A 24,619-nucleotide genomic window follows, 5' to 3' on the forward strand; every position below is an offset into this window, starting at 1 on the left:
GTATGTTTAATACCTGAATTTAATCACTATTTAATCAATTGCGATACCGTTTAGGACAATTCAGAACGAGTCAGGCTCCAAGTTAAAACGCCACAGACGATCGCCAGTCCCGCAAGACCCAGCAACACAAGCCGAAGGCCAAACACGGTTTCAGCCACTCCAGCGAGGGCAAGCGGCAGGCTCAAGGCAATGTTGACCGCATTATTTTGCAAACCAAAAACCTTGCCGCGCATGTCTTCCGGAGTTTCTTCTTGAATAGCCGTTTGCATCGGCACACCCACAAAGGCGGCACTTGCCCCAAACCCAACGAGCACCAGCAGGGTCAGTATCAAGTAATGGGTAGAAAAGGCCAGGGCAGCGAGCCCTAATGCCATGCCCAGCGAGCCATACAAACTGAGCCGACTACGACTCATGTGATGGGCATAATGACCAATGGCGATCGCCCCAATGGCCATGCCCAAACCACCTGCCGCCAGCAAAAATCCAAATTGGGACGACTTGAGCGTTGGCATCACCTCAGCTAACCGCACCGCCAGCACCGCCAGCGCTGCAAAAATGGAAGACAAGATAACCAATTGCAGCATCGCCGCGCGGATGGTGGGTTTGTCTCGCAAATAGCGGAGCCCGTCGCGAATATTTTCCCAAACGGGTGGAAGATCCTCGCTCACCTGCTCATCTGGAGAGTGCGTGCGGATCAGCAGCAACAGCCCTCCTGCGGCAATATAGCTCAGTCCAACCAACAATTCTTTCCCAATGGTGGAGCCACCCCCAAAATGGGCGATCGCACTATCAGCCAGCACCAGCAACGGCTCCCCCACCGCAAACCCAATAATGACCGACGCCATCATGGTAGTCGTGTAAAGTGAATTGGCTGACAGCAGGTGCCGCCGTTCCACCACAAGCGGAATTACCGCTTGCTCAGCTGGGGCAAAAAACTGAGTCAACGTTGACACGAAGAACGTAATCGCTAGCAAAACGGCGAACCCAACGGGAATCCCCGCAATGGGTGACCATCCATGGGAGATCCACAGCAAGAAGGGCAACGCCAATACCAGCGCCCCACGCAGAACATTGGTGCTGACCAATACCGCTTTTTTCGACCAGTGGTCAACATACACCCCCGCAATCGACCCAAACAGGACAGCGGGAATCGTGAAAGCCACCATGATGGAGGATACCCAACCGCTGACGGTTTGGCCTGCCGCCTGAAACTGGCTGGTGATAATCATAATCATCAGCACGAGGTAGACCTTGTCGGCGAGCTGCGAAAAAACCTGGCCGCACCACAAAGACAAAAAGTTGCGATTGCGTAGAACCGGCGTGAAGCCCAATTCAGGATAATTGTCTGTAGCAGCAGGGGGAGATGGAGGTACAGTGGCGATCGCTCCATCCCGCTGAGGCTCGAACGGTTTAGACTCCTGATTCAACTTGGCGGTGCGATAGCCGTCCAACTCAAGCGCATAGCCTTCCCGTCCTTCTTCGGCGACATCGGTTTGATAGAGATGTGTCTGGGATGATTGAGCTTGGGGTATCGAATGCTTAGCAACTGGCTCCGCATGAGAGGGAGCGGGTTCTTCAGGTGACTGTTCAGCCCATTGATCCAACCGACCTTTGTAGTCTGGCTCAGAGTGATGCTTTTGCCGACCAAATTCGTCTAGCTTGGCCAGCATCGGATGATTGAGACCTGAGTCGTATCGTTGCATCATGGGTTGGTCAGGGTATCAGACAGCTAGGGAACCGCAAAACAGGCATCGATCAACGCGGCTGACTGGATGGAGCGTTCCAAATGATGTTGGGCGTGGTATCTCAAAACCCGTTCGATGGAGAGCCATACGCCCTTGGCGAAGGTTGGGGTAATGGATGCAGGGGTAGAGGTAGCTTCTTGGTTGCTCCCACTGGCGTGAGTGGTGTGCTCAAGCCACTGCAATAGCATGAGCTCAACAGCCGTCAGCGTTGTTTCTAGTGTGGCAGATGATGGACCTTTTCCTCTACGGGGGCGGTAGGATGCTGCGCCAGAGCGAACATACCCAGAATCACGCGGAGCGATCGCCGTTGAGAATAGAGGGCCCTGCGCGGATTGATCGCGCGTGACCTCAGAGGCTGGATGCCTATCTCCTGGATTGGCCTGGAGAGGCTCGGCATCCGCAGTTTGGGGCTGCCGATGATCTGGGGGCGAGGTCAAGCTCACAATACCACCAATCGCCGAGTGAAACCCAATCCGCCAATTTGGGTCGGTTGTCTCGGGTACCACCACCTGTTGAGTGACACAGCAGCGAGAAACCTGGGGTGCAACCCCTGCCAATGCCAGCAATTGAAAGGTGCCTTCTACTAATAATGACAAAGCTTGGGGGCTGGGTTGTTCCTCCAATCGATGGAAATATCCACTGAGGTGATCAAAAAGTTCATTTTGGGGTTGATCGCTCAGGGCTTGGCTCAGGGCGAGCTCGGCCAAATATTGGGCAGCCGTCAGCTTTTTTAGATCTTGACTTAAACCCGGAAACGATTCGAGGGTTTCGGCTTGAATGATCTTGTCCAGAGATTTGCCCTGCACAAGCAGGAGTTGATTAATCACAAACAATCCGCTGCGCCCCCGCAGACTGGATTGGTATTTGCGAGAACCGGGGGCGATCGCCCGCACCAGTCCCTGCTCCCGGGTGAGTACGGTCACGAGGCGATCGTTCTCTCCCATGGGGGAGCTTTTCAAATTCATTCCGATCGCCTTGTAGGTTCCCGGCATAGGTTGAGCTTTATTCTTCTGTCTGAGCGTGGTCTTGGTCGGCAACGTCCAGCATATCTAGCTGATGCAAAAGTTGAACGCTATAGGAAGTGCCAAGACGAGTTGCCCCCGCCATGACCATCTCAAGTGCTTGCTCAGCGGTTCGAATACCGCCGGATGCTTTAATGCCAACGCGATCTTTGGTGATTTCTTTCAGTAAGCGAACATCCGCAACCGTGGCTCCACCGTTCCAGCCGGTGCAGGTTTTCACAAAAGCGGCACCAGCATCCATACAAATCTCGGCAGCCAGCCGCTTTTCCTCATCGGTCAACAACGGCGTTTCCAAAATGGCCTTCACCGGACGGCCTTCGTCACAAATGGCAGCCAGGTCTTTGTACAAGGCTTCGGTATCTCCACTTTTGAGCCAGCTCAAGTTGATGACAACGTCTAATTCTTCTGCTCCGTTGTCGAGGGCTTCTTGTGCTTCGTAGAGCTTAACGGCTGAAGTGATGGCCCCTGTCGGAAAGCCAATGACCGTACTCACTTTGACGGAGCTATTGTGCAGCAAGTCTACTGCCTGACGCACGTGAATCGGTGCAACACAAACCGACGCAAATCGAAAGCGATCGGCTTCGTTGCACCATTGTGCAATATGGACTGGAGTGGCTGTTGCCACAAGCAACGTATGGTCAATCAAACTGGCGAGATCGATTTGAGTTAAGGAAGGGGCCACGAAACTTACCTCTTAAAGAGTTGGGCGTTGTTGTGTACAGCCCACTCCTGTCCCTATGCTTTCACACGGGCGATCGCCTGACAAGCAAAACGTTCTGCCACTTCCTCTATCATATTCAATCCCACCTGGGATGGGGCTCGACGCCACCCCCATGGCGTTGATTTTTGGCGTTGATTTTTATGCTGATGGTACAGCCTTGGCGATCGCCGGCTCATGCTCTACCACAAACACATTGGAGTAGAGGTTGGCAATGATTTGCTGTCCCTGCTGAGTCAGCGACAAATAGTGCAGCCCATCCTTAATGTAGGGATAAACCCCATGCCAGTAAAACTTAGGATAGTTTTGGCGCAAATCACCCGGATGGCGATAGCCCAAAGCCTTATTTACGCCCGTTTCTTCAAATTCGTAATACAGTGCTCCGATCTTTTTGAGATAGCGTGGATCACTCAATTGCCCAATCAGATCAGCAGACCGCACGAGACCAGGAAAGTTCAACGTATCCTGATGATCTCCATCTTGAGGAACCGGAAAACGAGTCAGCTCAATGTTGCGCTTGACCATTTCCGAATCGATGAGCTTGTTGCCGCCAAAACGCTCATCCACAAAGAGTTTGGCTCGATCAACGTGATACGGGGTTAGGCTGGCATCCGAAGCGCCCGGTGGCAAGGGAACCAAATCCCCGCTACCTGTTGCATATAACCCATCGCGATCGGCGCGGCACACCCCCTTCACATAACCAATGTCGTGGCACACCAGCGAAATAATGAAGTGCAGCCAGTCTTCGCAGCCAACACCGCCTTCTCGAATATGCTTACCCCGCAAAATTTCTTGGCCTACCAGGGTTACCAAGATAGTGTGCTCCACATTGTGATAGAGCGCATCACTGTTGGCGATGTTCTCCAGCGCCATCGCCCCAATCCATCCAATGATGTCCTCATAATCAGACTTTAAGCCGCCATAGGTGTGGCGGTATCCTTCTTTTAGCTGTCGAACAAAGTCGGAAATTAAAAGCTCGGTGGCGTTAAACATTTCAGCACTCAACCAGGGGAGAAGGCTTTGAAAAGGCTTTGAATAAGAATACCCAATTCTTACCTACTGATACCCTAGCGCAACTGTGGGTTTGCGTTTGTGAGTTAGGACAACATCCCTTGACTGATCTCAATCACTTACGCAGCGATCTTGATCACATGAGCAGTTCGGTCGATGCAAAAACTCTACAAGTCTGTTTTCGTTCATCTCCCAGACCTAAAACCAGCATCACGCATGCCGGCAAATGTTATCCTAAATATCAACCATATTCTGCGGGTGTAGTTCAGTGGTAGAACGTCAGCTTCCCAAGCTGAATGTCGTGGGTTCGAGTCCCATCACCCGCTTAAAAGTCTTCGAGGGTTGATTTGAGTGTGATTTCGGTCGTTGCGCCTGCAGGGTGGCATAGGCGGCTGGGAATGGAGTGAGTGGGTGGCTGCTTGAGTTGGCTGAACCAGCGTTTCAGCATATCTTTTAACGATCGCCGCTGAGGTTCTTGCACCCATACGAGTGGCAGCAGTGCCACCAGCCTCAACACACTCGACAGGGCAAAGAGTCCTGGAATGCTGACAGCATCGGTTGATTGCGCCAACCAGCCGCCGACCATGGCTCCCATGGCTCCAGCAACGCCACCGATCGCCGCTAAGGTCGCAAAATACTTAGTTTGGTGCTGAACTGGGGCGATCGCCAATTGCAAATTGTTAATGCATAGGTCAATCGCTGCGCCCGTACCGCCGCCCAAAATATGCAACAAGGGAAACCACAGCCATACTGACAAAGCCGAAGCATCCGCACCTAACCAAAGCAGCGGTAAAACTGCAACCATCACCCCAACCAACAGCAGAATCGAACGATTGCCAATTCTGTCAGCCAACTTGCCCCAAAACAGGAGCATCAGCAAGGTTGCACCGGCACCCAATGCGTTATACAAGGTAACCCAGCCCAAATCCAGCGCGAGATTATCCAGCAGATAAATATTGAAGAAGGGGTTGCAGAGATTGAGCCCAAATGCCCAAACGGCAAAATACAGCAGAAACAAGAGAAAGTGGACATCACCAAACATGTTGTGAGGTTCTGCTATGGCAGCAAGATCAACCGAGTCCGTTATGACCGTCCTTTTCCGCGTCAACTCTTGGGCCGTCACACCATCCAAGCTCGGCGCATCGGTAATATCTCCGGCGAGCCCAGATTCAGGCACTACCAAGGTAGGGTTCAAAATCGCAGCCCAATACCCTTGGGGATTGACATCCGTCATTCGGGATTGAAAGCCTAGGCTGATGAGTCCGGCGACAACAGCAACAATCACCATCACTCCAAATCCTTGAAAGCTGCCTCCCATCCAGCGAGAGACCATCACTCCCAATAGAGGCAGAGCGATCAAGTTGGTGAGGCTAAACGCACTGTTGCGAAAGCCGAAATAGCGGCCTCGGAGCTGTTTAGGAACCAGAGTTGCTAACCAGGATAGCCAGGATGCGCTGCCAATTGCTCCCAACCCATGGGTGAGCAACATTACGGCTAGGGTCGCCAAAATCATGTGTTGGGGATGATTGGGGTGATTGCTGTAGAAGATGATGGCGATCGCCAACGGTAGCCACAGCACCCGAGAAGCACCATAGACCCAAAGCCCATATCGACGACGACTGGTAGTGCGATCGGCGAAGTAAGCACCCACAGGTTGCAGTAAATTTGCCAACATCGGAATCGAAGCCAGCATACCAATTTGGATTGGGTTTGCCTCTAGTTCGACCAAAAAATTGCTGATGAGAACTCCACCAGTAATGTTGGTAAATAGCGTTGCAAAAACCCCATCCCACGTTGAAGCACGCAGGCTAGAACGAATCTCTTCTTTAGAGAATTTGATGGATGAGCTTTGGGGGTTGAGAGCTGAAGATTTTAGGGTTAGAAGAGTGTCTAAACCCTCCTGGCTTGGCGGATCAGTGATAGCTTCAAGAGAGTTGGTCACTCAGGTTTACCTTTAAAGCGCTGCACGACTTGGCATGATTTAAGATGCCCATGAAGGTTGGCTAACCGAAACCACTGAATTTTCTATGGCGTAGGCTTAATATCAAACTTAGAGGTGATTTTTTATTCTTTGAACGAATGAATTCAAGCAATGAATAAGTTGCTTGAATTCAGTTTGCTTAAACTATGTTCTGCCAACAAAATACTGTTGACTCACACTTGCCTAATCCTAAGTTTATACAAATCGTTTTATCAAGTTTTTTCGTATTAACGTCTCCTCTATTTGAACAGAGTATTCATCCTTTCAAGGATTCATAAATGAAGGATTCACAGAAATATCAGCAAATAACTTGTTTCTCAATAAAAATATGGCTGTGGCTGCTCTAGATCAACTGTCTTGAGTTGGATGACTTGCGGGGGGGAAATACTGCGGGAGTGCAAGGGCGATCGCCTGTTCCACCATCTGATCTAGCGGTACTGACTTCCACACTTCATCCGAAAACCGGGGGGTTGAATGATGAGTTGAGCGTTTCGCGTTCCAAACATCATTCAACTGACTGGAGCGTAAGGGGCATGATTGGTGCGTTGAGCCAAGTCAACCCCCAGCTTGTCCATTCCGTCCCAACTTTGAGCGTTTTGCTGAGCCAGAACACGATGGTATGCATAGAAGAATTGGCTTTTGATAGGCTTACCCGACAAAAAACAGCTCAACGGCTGAAGTCCTGAGATAATAGAAGAGAGCCACGTTACACTTCTTCATCATGCCGAGAGACCTGCGAGGATTCCTCAACCTGTTGGAACAACGGGGACAATTGCGCCGCATCAGCGCGTTGGTTGACTCAGACTTAGAGATTGCCGAAATTAGCAACCGACTTATGAAGGCGGGCGGACCTGCGCTGCTGTTTGAGAATGTGAAAGGCTCATCCATTCCTGTTGCTGTGAATGTGATGGGGACGGTGGAGCGGGTGTGCTGGGCCATGAATATGCAGCAGCCTGCGGAGTTGGAAGATTTGGGTAAAAAGCTAGCGCTGCTCTACCAACTGCGTCCGCCCAAGAAAGTGTCGCAAGCGGTGGAGTTGGGCAAAGCGCTGTTTGACGTGATTAAAGCCAAACCCATGCGTGACCTTTTGCCGCCCTGTCAGCAGGTGGTGCTGAAGGATGATGAGGTGGATCTGACCCAGTTCCCAATGCTGAAGGTGTATCCCGGCGATGCGGGCAAGGTGCTGACGCTGGGGCTGATGATTACCAAAGACCCCGAAAACAAGACGGTGAATGTGGGCGTCTACCGTTTGCAGCTCCAGTCTAAAAATACGATGACCGTGCAGTGGCTGTCGGTTCGGGGCGCAACCCGCCACTTCCGCAAGGCGGCAGAACGAGGCCAAAAGCTGGAGGTGGCGATCGCCCTCGGTGTAGATCCATTGGTGATTATGGCGGCGGCGACCCCATTGCCTGTAGATTTGTCGGAGTGGCTATTTGCTGGCATCTATGGTGGTGCGGGCATTCACCTGGCCAAATGCAAAACGGTGGATCTGGAAGTGCCCGCCGATGCGGAAATCATTTTGGAAGGGACGATTACCCCAGGAGAAACTGGAGTAGATGGCCCCGCAGGCGACCACATGGGCTACTACGGCGGCGTGAATGAGCAAGCGCCACTGATTCGCTTTCATTGCGTCACTCACCGCAAAAATCCCATTTATATGACCACGTTTAGCGGTCGTCCGCCGAAGGAAGATGCCATGATGGCGATCGCCCTCAACCGCATCTACACGCCCATCCTGAGGCAGCAAGTGACGGAAATTGTGGACTTCTTTTTGCCGATGGAGGGCTTGAGCTACAAAGCAGCCATTATTTCCATTGACAAAGCCTATCCGGGACAGGCGCGGCGGGCGGCGCTAGCATTTTGGAGCGCGTTGCCCCAGTTCAGCTACACCAAGTTTGTGATTGTGGTGGATAAGGAAATTAACGTGCGCGATCCACGCCAGGTGATGTGGGCGGTGACCTCCAAAATGGACCCGGCGCGGGATGTGTTCATTTTGCCCGAGAACCCATTTGACCATTTGGACTTTGCCACAGAGCGGCCCGGACTGGGCAGCAAAATGGGCATTGATGCCACCACCAAAATTTACCCTGAGAGCGATCGCAAGTGGAGCGAAGAACTGCATCCCCATCCCGACACAGCAGAGCTGGTAGATCGGCGCTGGGCCGAGTATGGGTTAGCCGATCTCAATCTTGCGGATGTTGACCCCAATCTATTTGGCTACGATATTCGGTAAATGGCGCTGGTGAGGCAGACCCATGCAAACCCAATCTCGCCTTTACACTCCAGAAGACTATCTGGCGCAAGAGGAAACCGCCGAATTTCGCAGCGAATATCATGATGGTGCGATCGTTCCCATGACAGGTGGTTCGATTAATCACAACCGAATTGTTCGTAACCTGCTGGCTTACTTAACCATCGCTCGCAAAGGCAGAGGATTTGAACCGTTTGGCAGCGATCTACGGCTCTGGATTCCGCAGCATCGGCGGTTTACCTATCCTGATGGGATGGTGATTTTGGGTCAGCCAGAGCTGTATGGCGATCGCACCGACACTGTTCTCAATCCCAGCCTGATTGTAGAAGTGCTGTCTCGCTGCATGCAAAGCTACGACCAATCAGAAAAGTTTCGCTGTTACCGCTCCATTCCCACGCTGCAAGAATATGTGTTGATCAACCAGTATGTTCCAGCTGTGGATCAATACACCCGTACCGAAGATGGGTTGTGGCTACTACGCGCTCACGATACGGTAGAAGGAGCGATCGCCTTTCGCTCGATTGATGCAGAACTGGCCATTGCCGACCTCTACGATGGCGTGGAGTTTGAGCCCGAAGCAGACGGTACCACCTTGCTGAACACCTAGGCGATCGCCCATTGGCAAATGCTCGTGTCATCTAGAATACGCGAGCTTTGGAAATTCCTTTGGGACAATCAAAAGCATTTACTCAATAGGCCGAGCCATGACGGAAGTAAAGGAATCATTGCCCAACGCCAACCTCACCGATGCGGAGTACTACTTCAATCGCGAGTTGAGCTGGCTGGAATTTAACCATCGCGTGCTGCATGAGGCGTTTGATTCCCGAACACCGCTGCTGGAACGGCTAAAGTTTTTGGCGATCTTTAGCTCCAACCTGGACGAATTTTTTATGGTGCGCGTCGCCATCCTCAAGGAGCAAGTAGAAGCAAATGTCAGCAAGATTACGCCGGATGGACGATCGCCTCAGCAGCAGCTCGACGACATCTGTCAACGGTTGCGCCCCATGGTAGTGGAGCAGCATCGCTTTTTTGAAAATACGCTGCGATCGCTCCTATTGGGCAATGGCATTCACCTACTCAACTATATTGATCTCAATCAAGAGCAGCGGCTTTACCTGCAAGACTATTTCGAGAAGCGTATCTTTCCAGTGCTAACGCCGCTGGCCATTGACCCAGCGCATCCCTTTCCGCACATGTCCAATCTCAGCCTCAACCTAGCCGTCATCGTCAAAGATCCGCAGGGTGAGATAGAGCGCTTTGCCCGTGTGAAAGTGCCCAGCATTTTGCCACGCTTCATTGCCTTCCCCAAAGAGTTGCAAGACCAAGACAGCATTTGGACAGGGGTACCGTTGGAGCAGGCAATCGCTCATAACCTGGAGTCGCTGTTTCCCGGCATGAACATTCAGGAATATCACCCCTTCCGCATTACCCGCGATGCTGATATTGAACTGGAGGAAGAAGAAGCAGACGACCTGCTGCTGGCGATCGAACAAGAGCTGCGCAAACGTCGGGTAGGCGGCTCCGTTGTGCGGTTGGAGCTACACGCCACCATGCCCTCCTCAATTCGCCACATGCTGGTGGAGGAAATGGAACTCACCGATGGCGACATTTACGAAGTCGAAGGATTGCTCAATCTGAAGGATTTGTTTGCACTCACAGGCTTGCCATTACCAGAACAGCGCGATCGCCCCTTTACATCCACCATTCCACCCCGCTTGCGATCGCCATTAGACGATCCCAACCTCCCGCCAGTGACCCCAGTCGATATGTTTTCCGTCATTCGCCAGGGCGACCTGCTGGTACACCATCCCTACGAATCCTTTAGCGCCTCAGTAGAACAGTTCATCACCCAGGCAGCCCACGACCCTCATGTGTTGGCCATTAAGATGACGCTGTATCGCACCTCAGGCGATTCCCCCATTGTCAACGCGCTGATTGCCGCCGCCGAAAATGGCAAACAAGTCGCCGCCCTGGTAGAACTCAAAGCTCGATTTGACGAGGAAAACAACATCACCTGGGCGCGCAAACTAGAGCAAGTTGGCGTTCACGTCGTCTACGGAGTCGTGGGATTGAAAACCCACACCAAAGTAGTCTTGGTGGTACGGCAAGAGCATGATGGCATCTGCCGCTACGTACACATTGGCACGGGTAACTACAATCCCAAAACCGCTCGGCTCTATACCGATTTTGGACTGTTGAGCTGCCGAGATGACCTGGGAGCGGATCTCACCGATTTGTTTAACTATCTCACCGGATATTCACGCCAACAGTCCTACCGCAAAGTGTTGGTGGCTCCTGTCAACTTGCGCGATCGCATGACCGCCATGATTCGTCGTGAAATCGATCACGCCAAAAAAGGAAATCCTGGACGCATCATCGCCAAAATGAACTCCCTCGTTGACGCCTCCATTATTCGTGCATTATATGAAGCATCGCAAGTGGGTGTACAAATTGATTTAATTGTGCGTGGTATTTGTTGTCTTCGCCCTGGTGTCAAAGGAATCAGCGACAACATTCGCGTACTCAGCATCGTCGGCCGTTATCTAGAGCATTCGCGCATCTTCTACTTCCATAACAATGGCCAAGAAGAAATCTACATTGGCAGTGCCGACTGGATGCCCCGTAACCTCGATCGCCGCGTAGAAGCAGTAACCCCCATCGAAGACCCAGCACTCATGGAAACATTGACAGACATTTTGGAGGTGTTCTTGCAAGACAACCGCCATGCCTGGGAGCTACAGCCCGACGGCACCTTTGTGCAACGAACACCCGGCCCCAAAGAAGACATCCTCAGCTCTCAAGATATTTTTATGGAACGGGCGATCGCCGCATCTCATCCACCTCGCTAGGGCATCAGCCCCCACCCCACCATAAACCTGATCCAACCCCAACCGATGCGAAGCGGCCCTCCACCACCCACCGACAACCCATTTGCCGAGGGGGGCTGGGGGTTTGGGGGGCGACGCGCCCCCAAGCTCAAGCTTGACTCCCCCCACTCCATCCATAAGCCCCCTCCTCCGAGCAAGCCTCCATCTGGAACACCTCCATCCGCGACAATAGATGGGGTGCCCCACAAAAAAGACAATCTGTATCAGCCAAACGTAGAGCCATTCCAGCCCCAAAGATAGCCCTTTGCATCGGTAAACTCAATGTAAGTTCGGTTTGCAGGAACCCCCAACGCTTGGCTAACCGTAGCGCAAAAGTCCTGGCTCATCGCTTGAGTCTGTGCAGGGCTAAAGGAGCCCACACTTTTCACCTCGACATAGCACACCGGATCAAACGTACCGCCAAACGTCATCGGCAGATTTGGCTCAAAAGTCGTCATCACATAAGACTCAGGCTTGCCAGTATGCTTTGCCAAACTAGCAGAAAGCGTTTTCAGCAGGCTCTCAACTTCAGCCTTATCCAGTTGAGGAATCGAAGTTTGAACTTTGATCAGTGGCATACCGCTCGTTGATTAAATGGAACAAAATTGTGAGCAAACTCAGATTTGCTATGTCAACGTTACCGTATCCAGCGTGATACAGGATTACTGAGCCATTTGACATTCCTGGATGCGATCGTACAGATACTTCGCACTGAGCATCCAGGGTTCTCCCTTGCCGACGACAGTCGTAGCCTGAACCCAATCTTGGGATGGGAAGTGCCCAACAGGAAACTCGCTCAACCCACCAACCGAAGGGTTGCGGCGAGTCCACTGTACCTCATGCTCAAAGGCCCCATAGAGGTCGAACTCGTCATTGAATTGTTTAGCAACTCGCTCAAAAATCTGCTGTTGCACACTCAGGCCAAACCTACCGCCGCTATGCTGCAACCACAGACCGTCTAACCGTTGCAGTTTTGAGCACGGATACCGATGAATGGGGTCATACCAACCAGTCAACTCACCAGACAGCAAGGCCATTCCCCACACCTGAGCGTTAGACAGCCCCCAACGGGTTTCCTGCAAGATGATCCGGGTCGTTTGGCGATCAGCCTCTTGCCAGTTCTGGGCAGCGAGCAATGCATCCAATCGGTTGTAGTGGCTGAGTTGAATGAGTTGAATGAGCTGATATCCAGCGAGCAATCCACACAGCCCGAGCAATACCCATTTTTCGCGGATGTGAGTCATAAACTGAAGCCGCTACGTACAGGCAAGACTTTATTCCTTTACTGGCTTAGCGGCAAGAGTTGTAGTGTCGATATTCTGTCAAAAGCTGAGGATGGACTGTTGTTGCGCGATCGCCCCATTGCCCACCCTCAGTATCAGGCTCCAAAGACAATTTCAGCTTCACTAGCGACCGAGCCGAAACTAGCCTCCGTATTGCCAACCTGTCGTTTCCAGCAAGAGAGGCATCCCGTCACGATGCGTACCAGAGCCAATTACTTCACCCACAAACACAGTGTGGTCACCCTGATCAACCGAGCCTACGACCTTGCATTCCACATAGCCCAGTGTGTCTTTAATAATGGGGCAACCCGTTTCACCCAAGTAGAATTCCACATCTTCAAACTTGTTGCCCACTCGACGCATCGGCTTAAAGAACTTTTGGGCGAGGTCCTTTTGGCCTGCTTCCAAAAAACTCAGTGCAAACACACCGCTGGACTGGATCATGCTGTGGGAAATGGAATCTTGCTTCACGCAATTGACCACCATGGGTGGTTTAAAGGAGCATTGCATCACCCAGCTTGCAGTGAACCCGTTGACCTCGTCTTCATTTTTAACGCCACACACATACAGCCCGTGCGGAATCTTGAGCAGAAGGGTCTTTTTGGCCTGTTCGTCTAACATGGCGAATCCTCTTGTGCTACAGGTTCAGTGTATAGCGATCTTGCAAACCAGCACTGACTCCATCGGAGGATATAGATGAGCTAGATGCCTTAATTTCACCGAAACTTCGGTGAAGTGTGTTTTAGGGACGACATCACGTTCTGCCATCCAAAACACCGACTTTTGCGTGCACGTCACGTAGGTAAAATTGGGCATTTCAGCTTATCCGTCACTCGGGTCAGTTTAGAAGTCCAGTTAACGATTTGAAGCTAAAGCTGCACCATGTTGGGATAGTTGGTCAACAGTTCATCGTAGGTGAGGCTATCGGCTTCATCCTGCGGCGACCACAGGTATTCGTAAATCAGCAGATAGTTGGGTAGAATGGCCCCAACTCGTCGCAGGGCAGCGGTGAGCTTGGAAGCATCTTTCACATCTGCAAATAGGGGTTGGTCATCCGCAGTCCCCAGCAGCAGCGTTACTACGATATAGGATGCGGGGTCTTCATCCCGGTGAATGCGATCGCGCCGATATACCTTGCCACCCACATTCACCAACGATTCCACATCAAACTTGCTGCGTTCTTCAATGGATAGTTGTTCAAACAGTTGGGAGGCTTCGGCTTGCCCATGCACCGTTTTGGACTCGGCACGAACATGAGTCCAATTTTCGGGCGATCGCAGCAAGGCCAATACTGTTTCGCGCAATGCTTCAGAACGCCCCATTGGAGTATCCAGGTTGGCGCGTTCGGTGAGTTGGTTAAGGGTAGACTGAATCGATCGAGCCTGAGCCAGCAATGCCACCTGGAGCCGCGTCACAGTGAAGATGTGATTGTTCAACTCGTCGGTGGGAATAGGGGTTCGGTAAGGGCTTGCAGAATGAGCACCACCCGTTCCCAGCCTTAGATACGAGGTTACGATTGGCAGGACAAAGAACCCTAACACCAGCAGCAGAAAGATAAAATCTAACCCGCCACCACTGCCCGTCGAGGGACCCACCACCGGGCCAGGATAAGGCCGTACAATCACTGGACCCGAGCGAGGATAGGAATAGTCGTTGGGGCGATCCCAGCCGCTGGGTGGATTGTAAGGTCGTGAGGGACCACCAAAACTGCCGCCCGAGCGTCCCCCCGAAGGACGAGACGGCGACGATCCTCCAAATGAACCGCCGCGCCCTCTTCCACCAGAAGTGCTGGCCTCGGCGCGATCGCCCAACCAATTTGATGGATGGTTTCCCGTGAAAGGAACGGTGCCTACTGCCCAAACCAGGAGGGCGATCGCCACTGCGCTCACCCTTCCCACTCTTTGCCCGGTATTCATGTGCTCATTGCTCCCAGCCTCGTGATTGCCCTCAAATCTGACGCACTTGCCTGACGCACGTTGTAAGAATCCCAGAGGGTTGGAGGATTGCTTGTGGGCTTGGCCGACAAACCATTGGCTAGCCGCATCAGTTCTAATCCTCAATCTAGCGTGAGTTTTTGGGCAGCATTTCAACCACGCGACTGAGATCGCAAAACCCGCACCTGTTACAGTCAACAAGCACGGGCTGGTTTAAAGCGGTTCGCAGTTGAATTGCCAGCTTGAGCGATTAGCCAAGAGTCGTTTTGATTTGCTGCTTGGCTTCGGCCAGGGCATCCGCCAGCTTGCTGGGATCACGACCTCCCGCTTGAGCCAAGTTGGGACGACCACCACCACCGCCACCACACAATTTGGCGATCGCACCGATGAACTTGCCCGCCTGCAATCCCTTTTGGTTCACCGCAGGAGTAAAGGCCGCAATGAGACTCACCTTTTCGGCTTCGGGAGCAGAACCCAGCACCACCGCACCATCGCCAATCTTTTGCAACAAACGCTCAGCCGCCGTTTTCAGCGAATCAGCATCGGCTCCAGGCATTTCTGCCACCAGCACCTGAAACTCGCCAATGGTCTCAGCCTGTTCCAAGAGTTGATCCGATTTAGCCAAGGCCAACTCTGCTTTGGCCGCTTCAAGCTGCTTCTGGGTCGCCTTCAGATCAGCCTGAATGGTGTTGATGCGGTCGATCAACTCTTCGGGCTTTGCCTTGAAGCGATCGCCCAGTTCTCGCACTACCTTATCGCGCACATTCAGGTATTCCAGCACAGCCGGGCCAGCCACCGCCTCAATACGGCGAACGCCAGCCGCCACACCCGTTTCCGCAATAATTTTGAACAGACCAATTTCGGCAGTGTTGCCCACGTGGGTACCGCCACATAACTCCATCGACACCCCAGGGAAGTCTATCACCCGCACTTCATCGCCATATTTCTCACCAAACATGGCAGTTGCCCCCTTGGCTTTGGCCTCAGTCAAGGGCATCACTGCCACATGAGCACCATGGGCCTCGGCAATCCAGGTGTTTACTTGATCTTCGACCCGCTCGATCTGCTCGACGGTGAGCGGTTGGGAATAGTTAAAGTCGAACCGGAGGCGATCGAACGCCACCATCGACCCTTGCTGACCAATGTTGTCGTCGATTAGCTTCTTCAAGGCCGCTTGCAGCAGGTGCGTAGCCGTATGGTTGGCTTGGGCACGACGGCGGCAAGCCAGGTCAATCTGTGCCGTCACGCGATCGCCTGGTTTTAGACTGCCTCGCTCCACTTTGCCTTTGTGGACAAAGAAAGCGCCATCTTTCTGCACATCTTCTACCCGTACAACGACCTGATCGCCCGATAGATAGCCGCGATCGCCAATCTGCCCACCCGACTCCGCATAGAACGGGGTTTTATCCAGCACGATTTGTACCGCCATTCCGGCTTCGGCAGCATCTACAGGTTTGCCCTGAAACAGCACCAGCACCACGTCAGCCGTGCTGTTCGCCGCCGTGTAGCCCAAAAATTCGGTTTCGTGCAAGTGTTCAGCCAACTTATCTAGCGAGCCCTGCACCGTCAGGTCAATGGTTTCGTGCGCTTCACGAGAGCGATCGCGCTGGGCCTCCATCGCCGCTTCAAAGCCCTCCATATCCACCGTGCGGCCTTGCTCCTCGGCAATTTCCTGCGTCAGCTCAGCCGGAAAACCGTAGGTGTCGTACAGCACAAAGGTATCTTGCCCGGAAATTTGGCCACCAGCAGGCACCTTCGCCAAAATCTCGGCCAGCAGCTTTTCGCCCCGCTCCAACGTTTCCAAAAAGCGAGACTCTTCTAACCGCAGTTCAGTTTTGATGGCGGTCTCTCGCTGGCGCAGGTTGGGATAGGCTGCCTCCGAAATGGCGATCGCCGTTTCCGCCACATCCGTCACAAATGGGCGCTCAATGCCAATCAGCCGACCATGGCGCACCACCCGCCGAATCAACCGTCGTAGAATGTAGCCCCGCCCCAGGTTAGAAGCATTAATGCCATCGGCAATCATGTGCATCACCGAACGCACATGGTCACCAATCACCTTCAAGGAAACCTTGGTGCGCTCATCGCACTCGTCGTAGGTCAACCCGGCAATTTTGGCCGCCGTTTCCACAATCGGGAAGATCAAATCCGTTTCGTAGTTGTTGGGCTTGCGCTGCAAAATTTGAGCCATGCGCTCTAGCCCCAACCCGGTGTCAATATTTTGCGCAGACAGCGGAGTGAGATTGCCCTCGGCATCCTGGTTGTATTGCATAAACACCAGGTTGTAAAACTCGATAAAGCGAGTGTCGTCTTCCAGGTCAATTGCGTTATCCCCACGCTCAGGATGGAAGTCGTAATAAATCTCGGAACAAGGCCCGCAAGGCCCCGTCGGACCAGACTGCCAAAAGTTATCCTTCTCATCCATCCGAATGATGCGCTTTTCGGGCACGCCAACTTGGTCGCGCCAAATGGCATAGGCTTCGTCATCTTCGCGAAACACGCTCACTACCAGTCGATTGGACGGCAGCTTAAACACTTCGGTTGACAGTTCCCAAGCCCAAGCGATCGCCTTTTCTTTGAAATAATCACCAAAGCTAAAGTTGCCCAGCATTTCAAAGAAAGTGTGATGGCGTGCAGTGCGGCCCACATTTTCAATATCGTTGGTGCGAATGCACTTTTGCGACGTTGTGGCCCGTGGAAACTCAGCCTTGCGCTGCCCCAAAAAAATCGGCTTAAAAGGCAGCATTCCCGCAATCGTGAGCAATACCGTTGGATCTTCTGGTATGAGCGAAGCACTAGGCAACACTTGATGGCCTTTTGCAGCGTAGAAATCCAAAAATGTTTGGCGGATTTCGGCTCCACTAAGTACAGGAATCGACGGCGCAGATTGGGGGTTCGACATAACGACTAAGGGAACTAACTAACGATGACAACATTCTGTGAAAGCTCGAAGTAGCTTTGCTTTCTACAAGTTACGAGATTGATGCGACCAACTGCCTTACCAGGCTACAAAGCTAAGCGTTGGCATCGCTATAATGCATCTTTTCAGATCTGCGGGTTTAAGCAACCACGATGAATCAGACCATTTATGCTCTTTATATCATTCTTCAATGATGCCCTAGGTTTTGACAAATCGCTGGGCAGATTTGCCAAGCCCAATGTAAAGCTGTATCAATTTTCCTCGCAAATTATCGAGTTTTATGCGTAGCGGCGATGGCGGACTCGGTCATATATCCGCCATTTAATCGAGGACATCCGCCATCAAAAATTCTGATAATCGTATAGAAACACCAGCAATTTCCGAAATAGCCGCGTTCCTGCTTGTATTAATTCATACTAGAGTTTACGTACGGGTGATTTCGTGTTCGGTTGTCATTCCCTGATTTTGAGGCTTTTGTTGCGAGTCGCGATCGCCCTGAGAATGGGTTCTGTCGCTTGCTTTGGCTCCTTGGCTACACTCCTGGGCTACATCAGTAGGTTAGCAAGTCATCTTGGTGCTCCAACAAAACCTTGCTGGCCGATTCGGCAATTCAATAGCCCTGTCTTAAGTTCTCTGTGCCACTAGAAGCTGATTTTTTCCCCGAGAAGCTTGGCGTTATCACCCTATTGGAGTTGGCTTCCAATAACATCATCACATGGATGCTTCGATACTGATTGTGGGAAGCTCCGGCTTCCTCGCTTTGTTCCTGGAAACGATCCAAAGTTTGACTCAATTTACCCTTGAGGCAGCAAGCGAGCCTCGCGATGCCATTTCGATTGTGCAAGCCCAGCAACCAGATTTATTGATTTTGGAAGCGGCTTTGCCCGAATGTTTAGACCTGTGTCATCAAATTAAATCTCAGAGTCAGCTTGCGTGGATCTACTGCATTGTGGTTGATGAGCAGGCTTTACCAGTTGATCAACAAGCCGCGCTGAGGCAACAACTTGCCGAGGCTGAAGCCAACGCCCTCACCTCTGGAGCCGATGCTTACTTTGCAGTCAACAGTGTGGCCGTCGACCCAACGGGTACAACGGGGGTAACCGAGGCTCAAAAGCTGTTACTCAAAGCTAAGATTCAAGCGGGGCTCCGCCAAGTGCAGACCCATCGCGAGCTGATGCGAACGAATGATATTCTTTCGGCGATCGCCCTCACCGATCCGCTCACAGAACTGAATAACCGTCGCGCCTTTGAGTGGGAGCTGCCTCGCCAAATCCAAAACGCTCGCATTCGCGAAATGCCCATTAGTCTCATCATGCTAGATGTGGACTACTTTAAGGATATTAACGACACCTACGGCCATTTGGTCGGGGACAATGCGCTCAAGCTCATTGCAGCACGATTGCGCCACAACCTGCGCTTCTACGACACGCCATTTCGCTATGGCGGCGAAGAGTTTGTGGTCATTCTCAGCGATACCGATGGTCACGAGGCGGTTGCGATTGCCCAGCGCCTGTGTCGGCTCATTAGCAGCCAGCCGTTTGCCATTCGGGCCTCGTTAGATCTCACCATTACAATTAGCGCCGGGTCGGCAACCTTGCTACCCAGTGACGACGCTCGAGGCACCAGCTTGCTAAACCGAGCCGATCAAAACATGCTGCGAGCTAAGGCACTAGGTCGCAATCAGGTCATTAGCAGCCTCGAAGACGAGAATTTAGACTTGGGACCATCCCAGCCGGATTTTACGGAAGAGGACGAAACAGTGAACCCAGAGTCGTCTCAGCCTGGCGACGATGGCGAATCGGAATCGGGCGAATCGGAAGCGTAGGACTTAGTTCACGCACAGCTCACGAATAAGATAGTCTTTTTAAACTTCGGCCATTTAGCGGATGGCGCTTTACGGCCTTCCGTTCTGCCGCGTTGGTGAGGATAGGCGATCGCAAAACCATACGGTTTCTGCCCCAAGTTCGTCTTGTGAAACTGGGCAATCCGTAAGGGCGATCGCACATTTTGCTGCACCACGTCAGCGAAATTGGACAGGGTCTGATAACGTAAACATTGGCAAAGAACCATGCACTGACCTGCACAGTGAAACAAGGGTGAATCGTCACCTCACTGTTGAGCCACGTTTTAACGAGCATGGAGGGATTCGAACCCCCGACCCTCAGAACCGGAATCTGATGCTCTATCCACTGAGCTACATGCCCCTAACTTTTGAGAGTATAACATCATAGCACCGAGACATGGCGTATAAAGTTTTGTTCGTTTGTTTAGGCAACATTTGCCGATCGCCCTCCGCCGAAAATATCATGAACTACTTGCTAGAGCAGGCCCCCCAGCTCCGTAGCCGAATCGAGTGCGACTCGGCAGGAACCGGGGGCTGGCATGTGGGCAATCCGCCCGATCGTCGCATGGCCGCCGCTGCCAGCAAAAAGTTGGGCATTACACTTAAGGGAGCTGCACGCCAGTTTCAGCCAGAAGATTTGGACACCTTTGACCTAATTGTGGCCATGGACCGCGACAACTACCGCGACATTTTGCTGCATGACCCCGATGGCCACTACCAGCACAAGGTCAAGCTGATGTGCGAGTACTGTCGCCAATATGGGGATGATGAGGTGCCCGATCCCTACTACGGTGGTGCCGAGGGCTTTAACTACGTGATCGATTTGCTAATGGATGCCTGCGGGGGGCTGTTAAGCGCCATTGAGCAGGAGCAGCTCACCCGATAAGCGACCTGTAAGAGATGCCGGGGCGATCGCAGAATCCACGATCGCCCTCAATTCTTGCTACCGTAGCAAAGCCAAAACGTGCATAGAGAAATAGCATCATGTCGTGGTTTGCTGGGTTTCGCGCCCATCGGTTTGAGTGGGGCGATCGCTTTTTTCGGCTGGCGGCAGTCAACATTGTGTCAAACCTGATGGTGCCGCTCGCTGGCCTAATTGATGTCGCTTTCCTGGGACATTTGGATGACATTCGCCACTTGGCTGGGGTAACGCTGGCCGCGGTGGTATTCAACTATCTGTACTGGAGCTTTGGCTTTTTGCGGATGGGGACCACAGGCATGACCGCCCAAGCGACCGGGCGAGAAGATGTAGATGCCGTGTGGCTGACGGTACTGCGCCATGGCGCGATCGCCCTCATTGCTGGGTGCGTGCTGGTGCTGGCTCAGCAGCCGATTCGCGAGGTGGCGTTTGCGCTACTCAGTGCCACCGAGGAGGTCAAGCAGTCGGGGCAAGCCTACTACACCGCCCAAATTTGGGGTGCTCCTGCGGCACTTTTAGATTTTGTGCTGGTGGGCTGGTTTTTAGGCCGGGGCCAGGGGCGAAACGTTTTGCTGCTGTCAGCCGTAAGCAACAGTGTGAACATAGCGCTGAACTATTGGCTAATTGTGCGGTTGGGATGGGAAAGCGCTGGGGCCGGAGCTGCAACTGCCTTGAGCCAAGTGGCTATGCTGCTGACCGGATTGGCCCTTATGCTGCGGGAAGTCGATTGGGGCCACATGCGTCGGCTTGCCCCCCACCTGCTGGATGCCGCAGCCTTGCGCCACATCTTCTCGCTGAATGGCAATATCACCATTCGCACCTTTGCCCTGGTGAGCACCTTTGCGGTGTTTACCAATTTGAGTGCGGCCTTGGGTACGGTGACGCTGGCAGCCAATACGCTGTTGCTGCAAGTGGTAACGCTGGCGGCTTACTTTATCGATGGGTTGGCATTTGCAACCGAAAGCTTTGCGGGCATGTTTTACGGACGGGGCGATCGCGACCAACTTGCGGCCTTAACAAAGCTGGCGGGAATGACCAGTATTGCCATTGGGCTGGCGATCGCGCTAATGTTTGCGCTGTTTCCCCAACCGTTGTTTGGGCTGCTAACGCGGCATCAATCGGTCATTGTAGAACTGCGGCAGTATGTGTGGTGGCTGGTGCCTGTATTGGCCTGGGGAGCGATCGCCTACATGCTGGATGGCTACTTTTTGGGGCTTACGGCTGGGGCCACACTGCGCACTGCAGCACTGCAATCGTCATTATTGGGATTTGGGCCAGTGGCGATCGCCGCTTATTACAGCCAAAATCCCCAATGGCTATGGCTGGCGCTGACCAGCTTTATGGCCGCTCGTAGTTTAACGTTATTGCGCAAATTGCCCAGTACCCTTCAGGTGAGGGAGTAGGGAGTAGGAAATTGAGCATTGATAGGGCAGGGCGCAACTGTTCAAAACATCATTTTGGGTTTGAGCGCATAGCGCTGCATCAGAAAAACTGTTTACTCATTTGAGGCGTTCGATTTCTTGGCGGACGCTCATACCAATTTCTAGCGCTTCGTTCAGCAATTGTCCGTAGTCGTTGGCAGCGGTGGATAGGTTGAGCGCTTGCAGCGTGGCCAGGTTAGTTTCGATGGTGGTGAAGAGTTCATGCCGTCGTGCCATCACGCGCTGATGTTTGCGGAGAATGCGCTCGGTCATGAGGGCGCTGATCAGGCTTTCGCGCGTAGCAGATAGGGCGGTGAGGACATTAGCGCGATCGCGCACTTGCGTTTGGGATGCGTCCCCACTGGCTGCCGACTGAGCTGCCGCCAACTCATCCAAAACCCGTAGCGCAGCAATCATGTCGTTGTGCTTATCCACAGTATCCAGAAGGTGAGCCAGGGTTGGGCGCGATCGCGTTTGCATCCACAGGTAGCCATTCCACACTACAAATAGCCCGACCGAAATTCCCAGGCTAATTTGCAAAAAGCGGGCCGTACTGGCTGCATCGCCTGTAAAGCCAGGAAGGTTGCGGGCAATGACCAAGCTGGCGGGTAAACAAAACACAACAATCACCCCTAAGGTGATCAGTTGCGACACCACAAACGACAACAATCGCTTCGGGTCACGAAACGTCGAGGGGCGTACCGCTCGTCCCATAAACACAGGGCTAATATCCAGCCCTGTGACATTTTCCAGGACTTCGGTTGAGATGTGGAGATCGGCTAAACGCAGTTGCATAGATAAAACGAGCGATCGCCCCGTGACAGAAGCCAGCTTAATTAAAGCCCAAGAAATTGAGCAATACCCGAAACATCGTGGCATAGAAGTTGCCTTCAATGCTGCGAAACAGTTGGAATGGCTCCCCTGGCGCACCAAAAAAGGGGCGCAGTGTCCACCCCAGTTGACTTCCTACCAATGCATAGAGCAACAGCCAAAACTTGAGCAGGCGATCGCGTGTTTGCTGCAAGTCGTCAACTGGTTTTGCCACTGCGGATTGACGTGCGGGTACCACATCCCGAGGGGGCACAAACTCTTGAGTTCGCGTTTGGGGTAGTTTCGCCAACGTAGCTCGATAGGCCGCTTCGTCTGCGCGTTCCTGCTCGTCTAGATGGGGATCATAACCTGGTTCGTAATTTGAGTCGTACTCAGGCTGGTATTCAGAAGCCGCTTCGATTTCGGAGTACGGTGGAGCTGGCCGAAACTGCTGACTGCGAGCCGAGATTTGCTGCATGCCGTTGTAAAACAGGCGCGTGCCGATAAATCCAGTTAAGGCAAAGATGGCGACATTCACCAGTAGAAAAAAGTCGTAATCATGAATGGAAATAAGGAAGAAAAGTGTAACGGGTGCAAAGCTGAATAGCAGCACGCTAATGGTAGACATGGTGCTAAGCAACAAGGCAACATATTGACCAAAGCCAAGCTTTGATCCAAATAACACATCAAAGAAAAATAAGGTTGGCAGACAAATTACCAGCGTAATGAGATAAAGTGCCGGTAATTTAACGGCTGAAGATAGCAACTGCATCCAACTGCTGGATGAACCGATGATAGCTCCATAGATGGCAAAGAAGATGCAGCTTGTCGCCAGTAGTGATACGCTCTTGCGTTCAACTTTTACATTACGACGAATATCTTCGAGGAAATTTGGGCGATCGCGCAGCAGTGTAAGCAATACAGCAAAGTGATTCATGGGAGGAACCTTTAGCGCTCGTCGCTAGGATAAATAGCCCTACAATTTGGACACGCTTATAGAAAGAATCTGCGGGAGCCTACACACCCAGCCTGCCAGATTCCAGAAAACCGGATCACAATTTATCTCTTCGCTATATTTCCCACACAAGGCTTGGTTCGCTTGATGGATGCTTAAAACTTAGTCAGGTTTAATAACGTGAGTTATGGATAAGCTGAAGTGCCCATTTTTGCGTGCGCGTTGCGCACGCAAAAATGGGCTTTTCTGAGGTTTTCGCGGCGCGAAAACCTCAGAAAAGCCCTTAACCAAAACTGACGTTTTAATACAAACCCAGGCATCACAGGTTCACCAGACAGCTCGCTTGGCAAAGGCCACGCTGCAACCAGCTGTCCAAGGCGGTAAATTTCAACCTGTTGATCCTGTGGATTGATCAGCCAACCGAGCTTTACTCCGCTGTCGATGTATTCCTGCATTTTGGCTTGCAGCGGTTGCAAGTCGTCGGTTTCGGGGCACAGCTCGATCACAAAATCGGGAGCGATTGGCGGGAACTTCTTGCGCTGTTCTGGTGTGAGGGCTTCCCATCTTGGCGTGGAAATCCAGGCAACATCGGGCGATCGCTGCGTTCCGTTCGGCAGCTTAAAGATCGTGGAGGAACTAAACACGAATCCCAATTGCGAGTTCTCATTCCAAAACCATACTCGCCCCAGTAGACTTGCTTCACGATTGCCGGATTCGTCACCTACCGGAGTCATGATCATGAGATGTCCCTACGCTGTTAGCTCAAACTAAAAGTCAGGATTGCGTTGACACAGTTCACAAAACTGCTCATCCGTCAGCGCGATCGCTTCAAGGTTTAAGGTAAGAAGTTCCATTTGGAGAACCCGCAAACCTGGCTAATCTGTGTGAGTTCAGTCTAACGTGAGTTGGATTGCTGCTGTAGTACCATATCTTCAAAAA

20 protein-coding genes and 2 tRNA genes are annotated in these 24,619 nt (G+C 52.4%); 7 read left to right on the forward strand and 15 right to left on the reverse strand.

Annotated elements, in window-relative coordinates:
* Positions 1 to 50 precede the first annotated feature (50 nt).
* The 4 genes from ACQ4M4_RS06805 to ACQ4M4_RS06820 form a co-directional block, all read right to left on the reverse strand.
* Positions 51 to 1,706, reverse strand: a complete 1,656-nt coding sequence (locus ACQ4M4_RS06805) for an MFS transporter (RefSeq protein WP_430683725.1) — start codon at positions 1,704 to 1,706, stop codon at positions 51 to 53.
* Positions 1,707 to 1,729: 23 nt separating this feature from the next.
* Positions 1,730 to 2,737 carry a DNA repair protein RecO gene (gene recO, locus ACQ4M4_RS06810; protein ID WP_430683726.1) on the reverse strand — a complete coding sequence of 336 codons (1,008 nt, stop codon included), beginning with the start codon at positions 2,735 to 2,737 and terminating at the stop codon, positions 1,730 to 1,732.
* 10 nt (positions 2,738 to 2,747) lie between these two features.
* Positions 2,748 to 3,449: a deoxyribose-phosphate aldolase gene (gene deoC, locus ACQ4M4_RS06815; RefSeq protein ID WP_430683727.1), complete on the reverse strand. Its 702-nt coding sequence runs from the start codon at positions 3,447 to 3,449 to the stop codon at positions 2,748 to 2,750.
* 177 nt (positions 3,450 to 3,626) lie between these two features.
* Positions 3,627 to 4,478, reverse strand: a complete 852-nt coding sequence (locus tag ACQ4M4_RS06820) for an Npun_R2479 family HD domain-containing metalloprotein (protein WP_430683728.1) — start codon at positions 4,476 to 4,478, stop codon at positions 3,627 to 3,629.
* A gap of 272 nt (positions 4,479 to 4,750) precedes the next feature.
* Between ACQ4M4_RS06820 and ACQ4M4_RS06825 the strand changes: the two genes are divergently transcribed.
* Positions 4,751 to 4,822 (forward strand) — tRNA-Gly (locus tag ACQ4M4_RS06825).
* On the opposite strand, the gene ACQ4M4_RS06830 is transcribed toward ACQ4M4_RS06825, so the two are convergent.
* Positions 4,822 to 6,438 carry an MFS transporter gene (locus ACQ4M4_RS06830; protein ID WP_430683729.1) on the reverse strand — a complete coding sequence of 539 codons (1,617 nt, stop codon included), beginning with the start codon at positions 6,436 to 6,438 and terminating at the stop codon, positions 4,822 to 4,824. The two genes, ACQ4M4_RS06825 and ACQ4M4_RS06830, sit on opposite strands and share 1 nt — an antisense overlap.
* Positions 6,439 to 7,198: 760 nt before the next feature.
* Between ACQ4M4_RS06830 and ACQ4M4_RS06835 the strand changes: the two genes are divergently transcribed.
* The 3 genes from ACQ4M4_RS06835 (at position 7,199) to ppk1 (ending at position 11,577) form a co-directional block, all read left to right on the forward strand.
* Positions 7,199 to 8,710, forward strand: coding sequence for a UbiD family decarboxylase (locus ACQ4M4_RS06835; RefSeq protein ID WP_430683730.1), 1,512 nt, complete (start codon positions 7,199 to 7,201; stop codon positions 8,708 to 8,710).
* A gap of 22 nt (positions 8,711 to 8,732) precedes the next feature.
* A complete protein-coding gene (locus tag ACQ4M4_RS06840) occupies positions 8,733 to 9,335 on the forward strand; it encodes a Uma2 family endonuclease (RefSeq protein ID WP_430683731.1) in 603 nt (200 codons plus the stop codon).
* Positions 9,336 to 9,432: 97 nt separating this feature from the next.
* Positions 9,433 to 11,577 (forward strand): polyphosphate kinase 1, encoded by a 2,145-nt coding sequence (gene ppk1 / locus ACQ4M4_RS06845; protein ID WP_430683732.1) that lies wholly within the window; start codon positions 9,433 to 9,435, stop codon positions 11,575 to 11,577.
* Between the two features lie 242 nt (positions 11,578 to 11,819).
* Here ppk1 and ACQ4M4_RS06850 read toward each other — a convergent pair whose 3' ends face one another.
* The 5 genes from ACQ4M4_RS06850 to alaS all read right to left on the reverse strand — a co-directional run bounded on the left by ACQ4M4_RS06850 (position 11,820) and on the right by alaS (position 17,714).
* The gene (locus ACQ4M4_RS06850) at positions 11,820 to 12,173 is read right to left on the reverse strand and encodes a phenylpyruvate tautomerase MIF-related protein (RefSeq protein ID WP_430683733.1); all 354 of its coding nucleotides are present in this window, start codon (positions 12,171 to 12,173) and stop codon (positions 11,820 to 11,822) included.
* Positions 12,174 to 12,257: 84 nt separating this feature from the next.
* Positions 12,258 to 12,839, reverse strand: coding sequence for a GUN4 domain-containing protein (locus ACQ4M4_RS06855; protein WP_430683734.1), 582 nt, complete (start codon positions 12,837 to 12,839; stop codon positions 12,258 to 12,260).
* A 180-nt stretch (positions 12,840 to 13,019) separates the two neighbouring features.
* Positions 13,020 to 13,499, reverse strand: coding sequence for a flavin reductase family protein (locus ACQ4M4_RS06860; protein WP_430683735.1), 480 nt, complete (start codon positions 13,497 to 13,499; stop codon positions 13,020 to 13,022).
* Between the two features lie 248 nt (positions 13,500 to 13,747).
* Positions 13,748 to 14,794, reverse strand: a complete 1,047-nt coding sequence (locus ACQ4M4_RS06865; RefSeq protein WP_430683736.1) for a DUF1517 domain-containing protein — start codon at positions 14,792 to 14,794, stop codon at positions 13,748 to 13,750.
* Positions 14,795 to 15,062: 268 nt separating this feature from the next.
* Entirely contained in the window at positions 15,063 to 17,714 is a 2,652-nt protein-coding gene (gene alaS, locus ACQ4M4_RS06870; RefSeq protein WP_430683737.1) for an alanine--tRNA ligase, read from the reverse strand.
* 733 nt (positions 17,715 to 18,447) lie between these two features.
* Here alaS and ACQ4M4_RS06875 point away from each other — a divergent pair.
* Positions 18,448 to 19,557 (forward strand): diguanylate cyclase, encoded by a 1,110-nt coding sequence (locus tag ACQ4M4_RS06875; RefSeq protein WP_430683738.1) that lies wholly within the window; start codon positions 18,448 to 18,450, stop codon positions 19,555 to 19,557.
* An 8-nt stretch (positions 19,558 to 19,565) separates the two neighbouring features.
* Here ACQ4M4_RS06875 and ACQ4M4_RS06880 read toward each other — a convergent pair whose 3' ends face one another.
* Together ACQ4M4_RS06880 and ACQ4M4_RS06885 are read right to left on the reverse strand one after the other, a co-directional pair.
* On the reverse strand, positions 19,566 to 19,802 hold the full coding sequence (locus ACQ4M4_RS06880) for a hypothetical protein (protein WP_430683739.1): 237 nt from the start codon (positions 19,800 to 19,802) through the stop codon (positions 19,566 to 19,568).
* 61 nt (positions 19,803 to 19,863) lie between these two features.
* Positions 19,864 to 19,936, reverse strand: a tRNA-Arg gene (locus tag ACQ4M4_RS06885).
* A 36-nt stretch (positions 19,937 to 19,972) separates the two neighbouring features.
* Here ACQ4M4_RS06885 and ACQ4M4_RS06890 point away from each other — a divergent pair.
* A complete protein-coding gene (locus tag ACQ4M4_RS06890) occupies positions 19,973 to 20,461 on the forward strand; it encodes a low molecular weight protein-tyrosine-phosphatase (RefSeq protein WP_430683740.1) in 489 nt (162 codons plus the stop codon).
* A 98-nt stretch (positions 20,462 to 20,559) separates the two neighbouring features.
* Positions 20,560 to 21,897 (forward strand): guanitoxin biosynthesis MATE family efflux transporter GntT, encoded by a 1,338-nt coding sequence (gene gntT / locus ACQ4M4_RS06895; protein WP_430683741.1) that lies wholly within the window; start codon positions 20,560 to 20,562, stop codon positions 21,895 to 21,897.
* Between the two features lie 96 nt (positions 21,898 to 21,993).
* On the opposite strand, the gene ACQ4M4_RS06900 is transcribed toward gntT, so the two are convergent.
* From ACQ4M4_RS06900 to ACQ4M4_RS06910, 3 genes are all read right to left on the reverse strand, one after another.
* Complete coding sequence (locus ACQ4M4_RS06900; protein WP_430683742.1) at positions 21,994 to 22,794, reverse strand: hypothetical protein; 801 nt, start codon at positions 22,792 to 22,794, stop codon at positions 21,994 to 21,996.
* Positions 22,748 to 23,662 carry a hypothetical protein gene (locus ACQ4M4_RS06905; RefSeq protein WP_430683743.1) on the reverse strand — a complete coding sequence of 305 codons (915 nt, stop codon included), beginning with the start codon at positions 23,660 to 23,662 and terminating at the stop codon, positions 22,748 to 22,750. The genes ACQ4M4_RS06900 and ACQ4M4_RS06905 overlap by 47 nt, the downstream gene beginning before the upstream one ends.
* A 203-nt stretch (positions 23,663 to 23,865) precedes the next feature.
* The gene (locus ACQ4M4_RS06910) at positions 23,866 to 24,420 is read right to left on the reverse strand and encodes a Uma2 family endonuclease (protein ID WP_430683744.1); all 555 of its coding nucleotides are present in this window, start codon (positions 24,418 to 24,420) and stop codon (positions 23,866 to 23,868) included.
* Positions 24,421 to 24,619 lie beyond the last annotated feature (199 nt).

The organism is Leptolyngbya sp. AN02str (assembly GCF_050565595.1).
In the GTDB taxonomy this organism is placed as follows: domain Bacteria; phylum Cyanobacteriota; class Cyanobacteriia; order Elainellales; family Elainellaceae; genus Kaiparowitsia.

Bases quoted from the DNA above. Each gene is read 5' to 3' on its own strand.
- ACQ4M4_RS06890 (WP_430683740.1), top strand. From the start codon at position 19,973: ATGGCGTATAAAGTTTTGTTCGTTTGTTTAGGCAACATTTGCCGATCG.
- ACQ4M4_RS06835 (WP_430683730.1), top strand. From the start codon at position 7,199: ATGCCGAGAGACCTGCGAGGATTCCTCAACCTGTTGGAACAACGGGGA.
- ACQ4M4_RS06805 (WP_430683725.1), bottom strand. From the start codon at position 1,706: ATGATGCAACGATACGACTCAGGTCTCAATCATCCGATGCTGGCCAAG.
- ACQ4M4_RS06875 (WP_430683738.1), top strand. From the start codon at position 18,448: ATGGATGCTTCGATACTGATTGTGGGAAGCTCCGGCTTCCTCGCTTTG.
- ppk1 (WP_430683732.1), top strand. From the start codon at position 9,433: ATGACGGAAGTAAAGGAATCATTGCCCAACGCCAACCTCACCGATGCG.
- ACQ4M4_RS06900 (WP_430683742.1), bottom strand. From the start codon at position 22,794: ATGCCACGATGTTTCGGGTATTGCTCAATTTCTTGGGCTTTAATTAAG.
- ACQ4M4_RS06855 (WP_430683734.1), bottom strand. From the start codon at position 12,839: ATGACTCACATCCGCGAAAAATGGGTATTGCTCGGGCTGTGTGGATTG.
- ACQ4M4_RS06820 (WP_430683728.1), bottom strand. From the start codon at position 4,478: ATGTTTAACGCCACCGAGCTTTTAATTTCCGACTTTGTTCGACAGCTA.
- ACQ4M4_RS06840 (WP_430683731.1), top strand. From the start codon at position 8,733: ATGCAAACCCAATCTCGCCTTTACACTCCAGAAGACTATCTGGCGCAA.
- ACQ4M4_RS06905 (WP_430683743.1), bottom strand. From the start codon at position 23,662: ATGAATCACTTTGCTGTATTGCTTACACTGCTGCGCGATCGCCCAAAT.
- gntT (WP_430683741.1), top strand. From the start codon at position 20,560: ATGTCGTGGTTTGCTGGGTTTCGCGCCCATCGGTTTGAGTGGGGCGAT.
- ACQ4M4_RS06850 (WP_430683733.1), bottom strand. From the start codon at position 12,173: ATGCCACTGATCAAAGTTCAAACTTCGATTCCTCAACTGGATAAGGCT.
- ACQ4M4_RS06880 (WP_430683739.1), bottom strand. From the start codon at position 19,802: ATGGTTCTTTGCCAATGTTTACGTTATCAGACCCTGTCCAATTTCGCT.
- ACQ4M4_RS06910 (WP_430683744.1), bottom strand. From the start codon at position 24,420: ATGATCATGACTCCGGTAGGTGACGAATCCGGCAATCGTGAAGCAAGT.
- recO (WP_430683726.1), bottom strand. From the start codon at position 2,737: ATGCCGGGAACCTACAAGGCGATCGGAATGAATTTGAAAAGCTCCCCC.
- ACQ4M4_RS06860 (WP_430683735.1), bottom strand. From the start codon at position 13,499: ATGTTAGACGAACAGGCCAAAAAGACCCTTCTGCTCAAGATTCCGCAC.
- alaS (WP_430683737.1), bottom strand. From the start codon at position 17,714: ATGTCGAACCCCCAATCTGCGCCGTCGATTCCTGTACTTAGTGGAGCC.
- ACQ4M4_RS06865 (WP_430683736.1), bottom strand. From the start codon at position 14,794: ATGAATACCGGGCAAAGAGTGGGAAGGGTGAGCGCAGTGGCGATCGCC.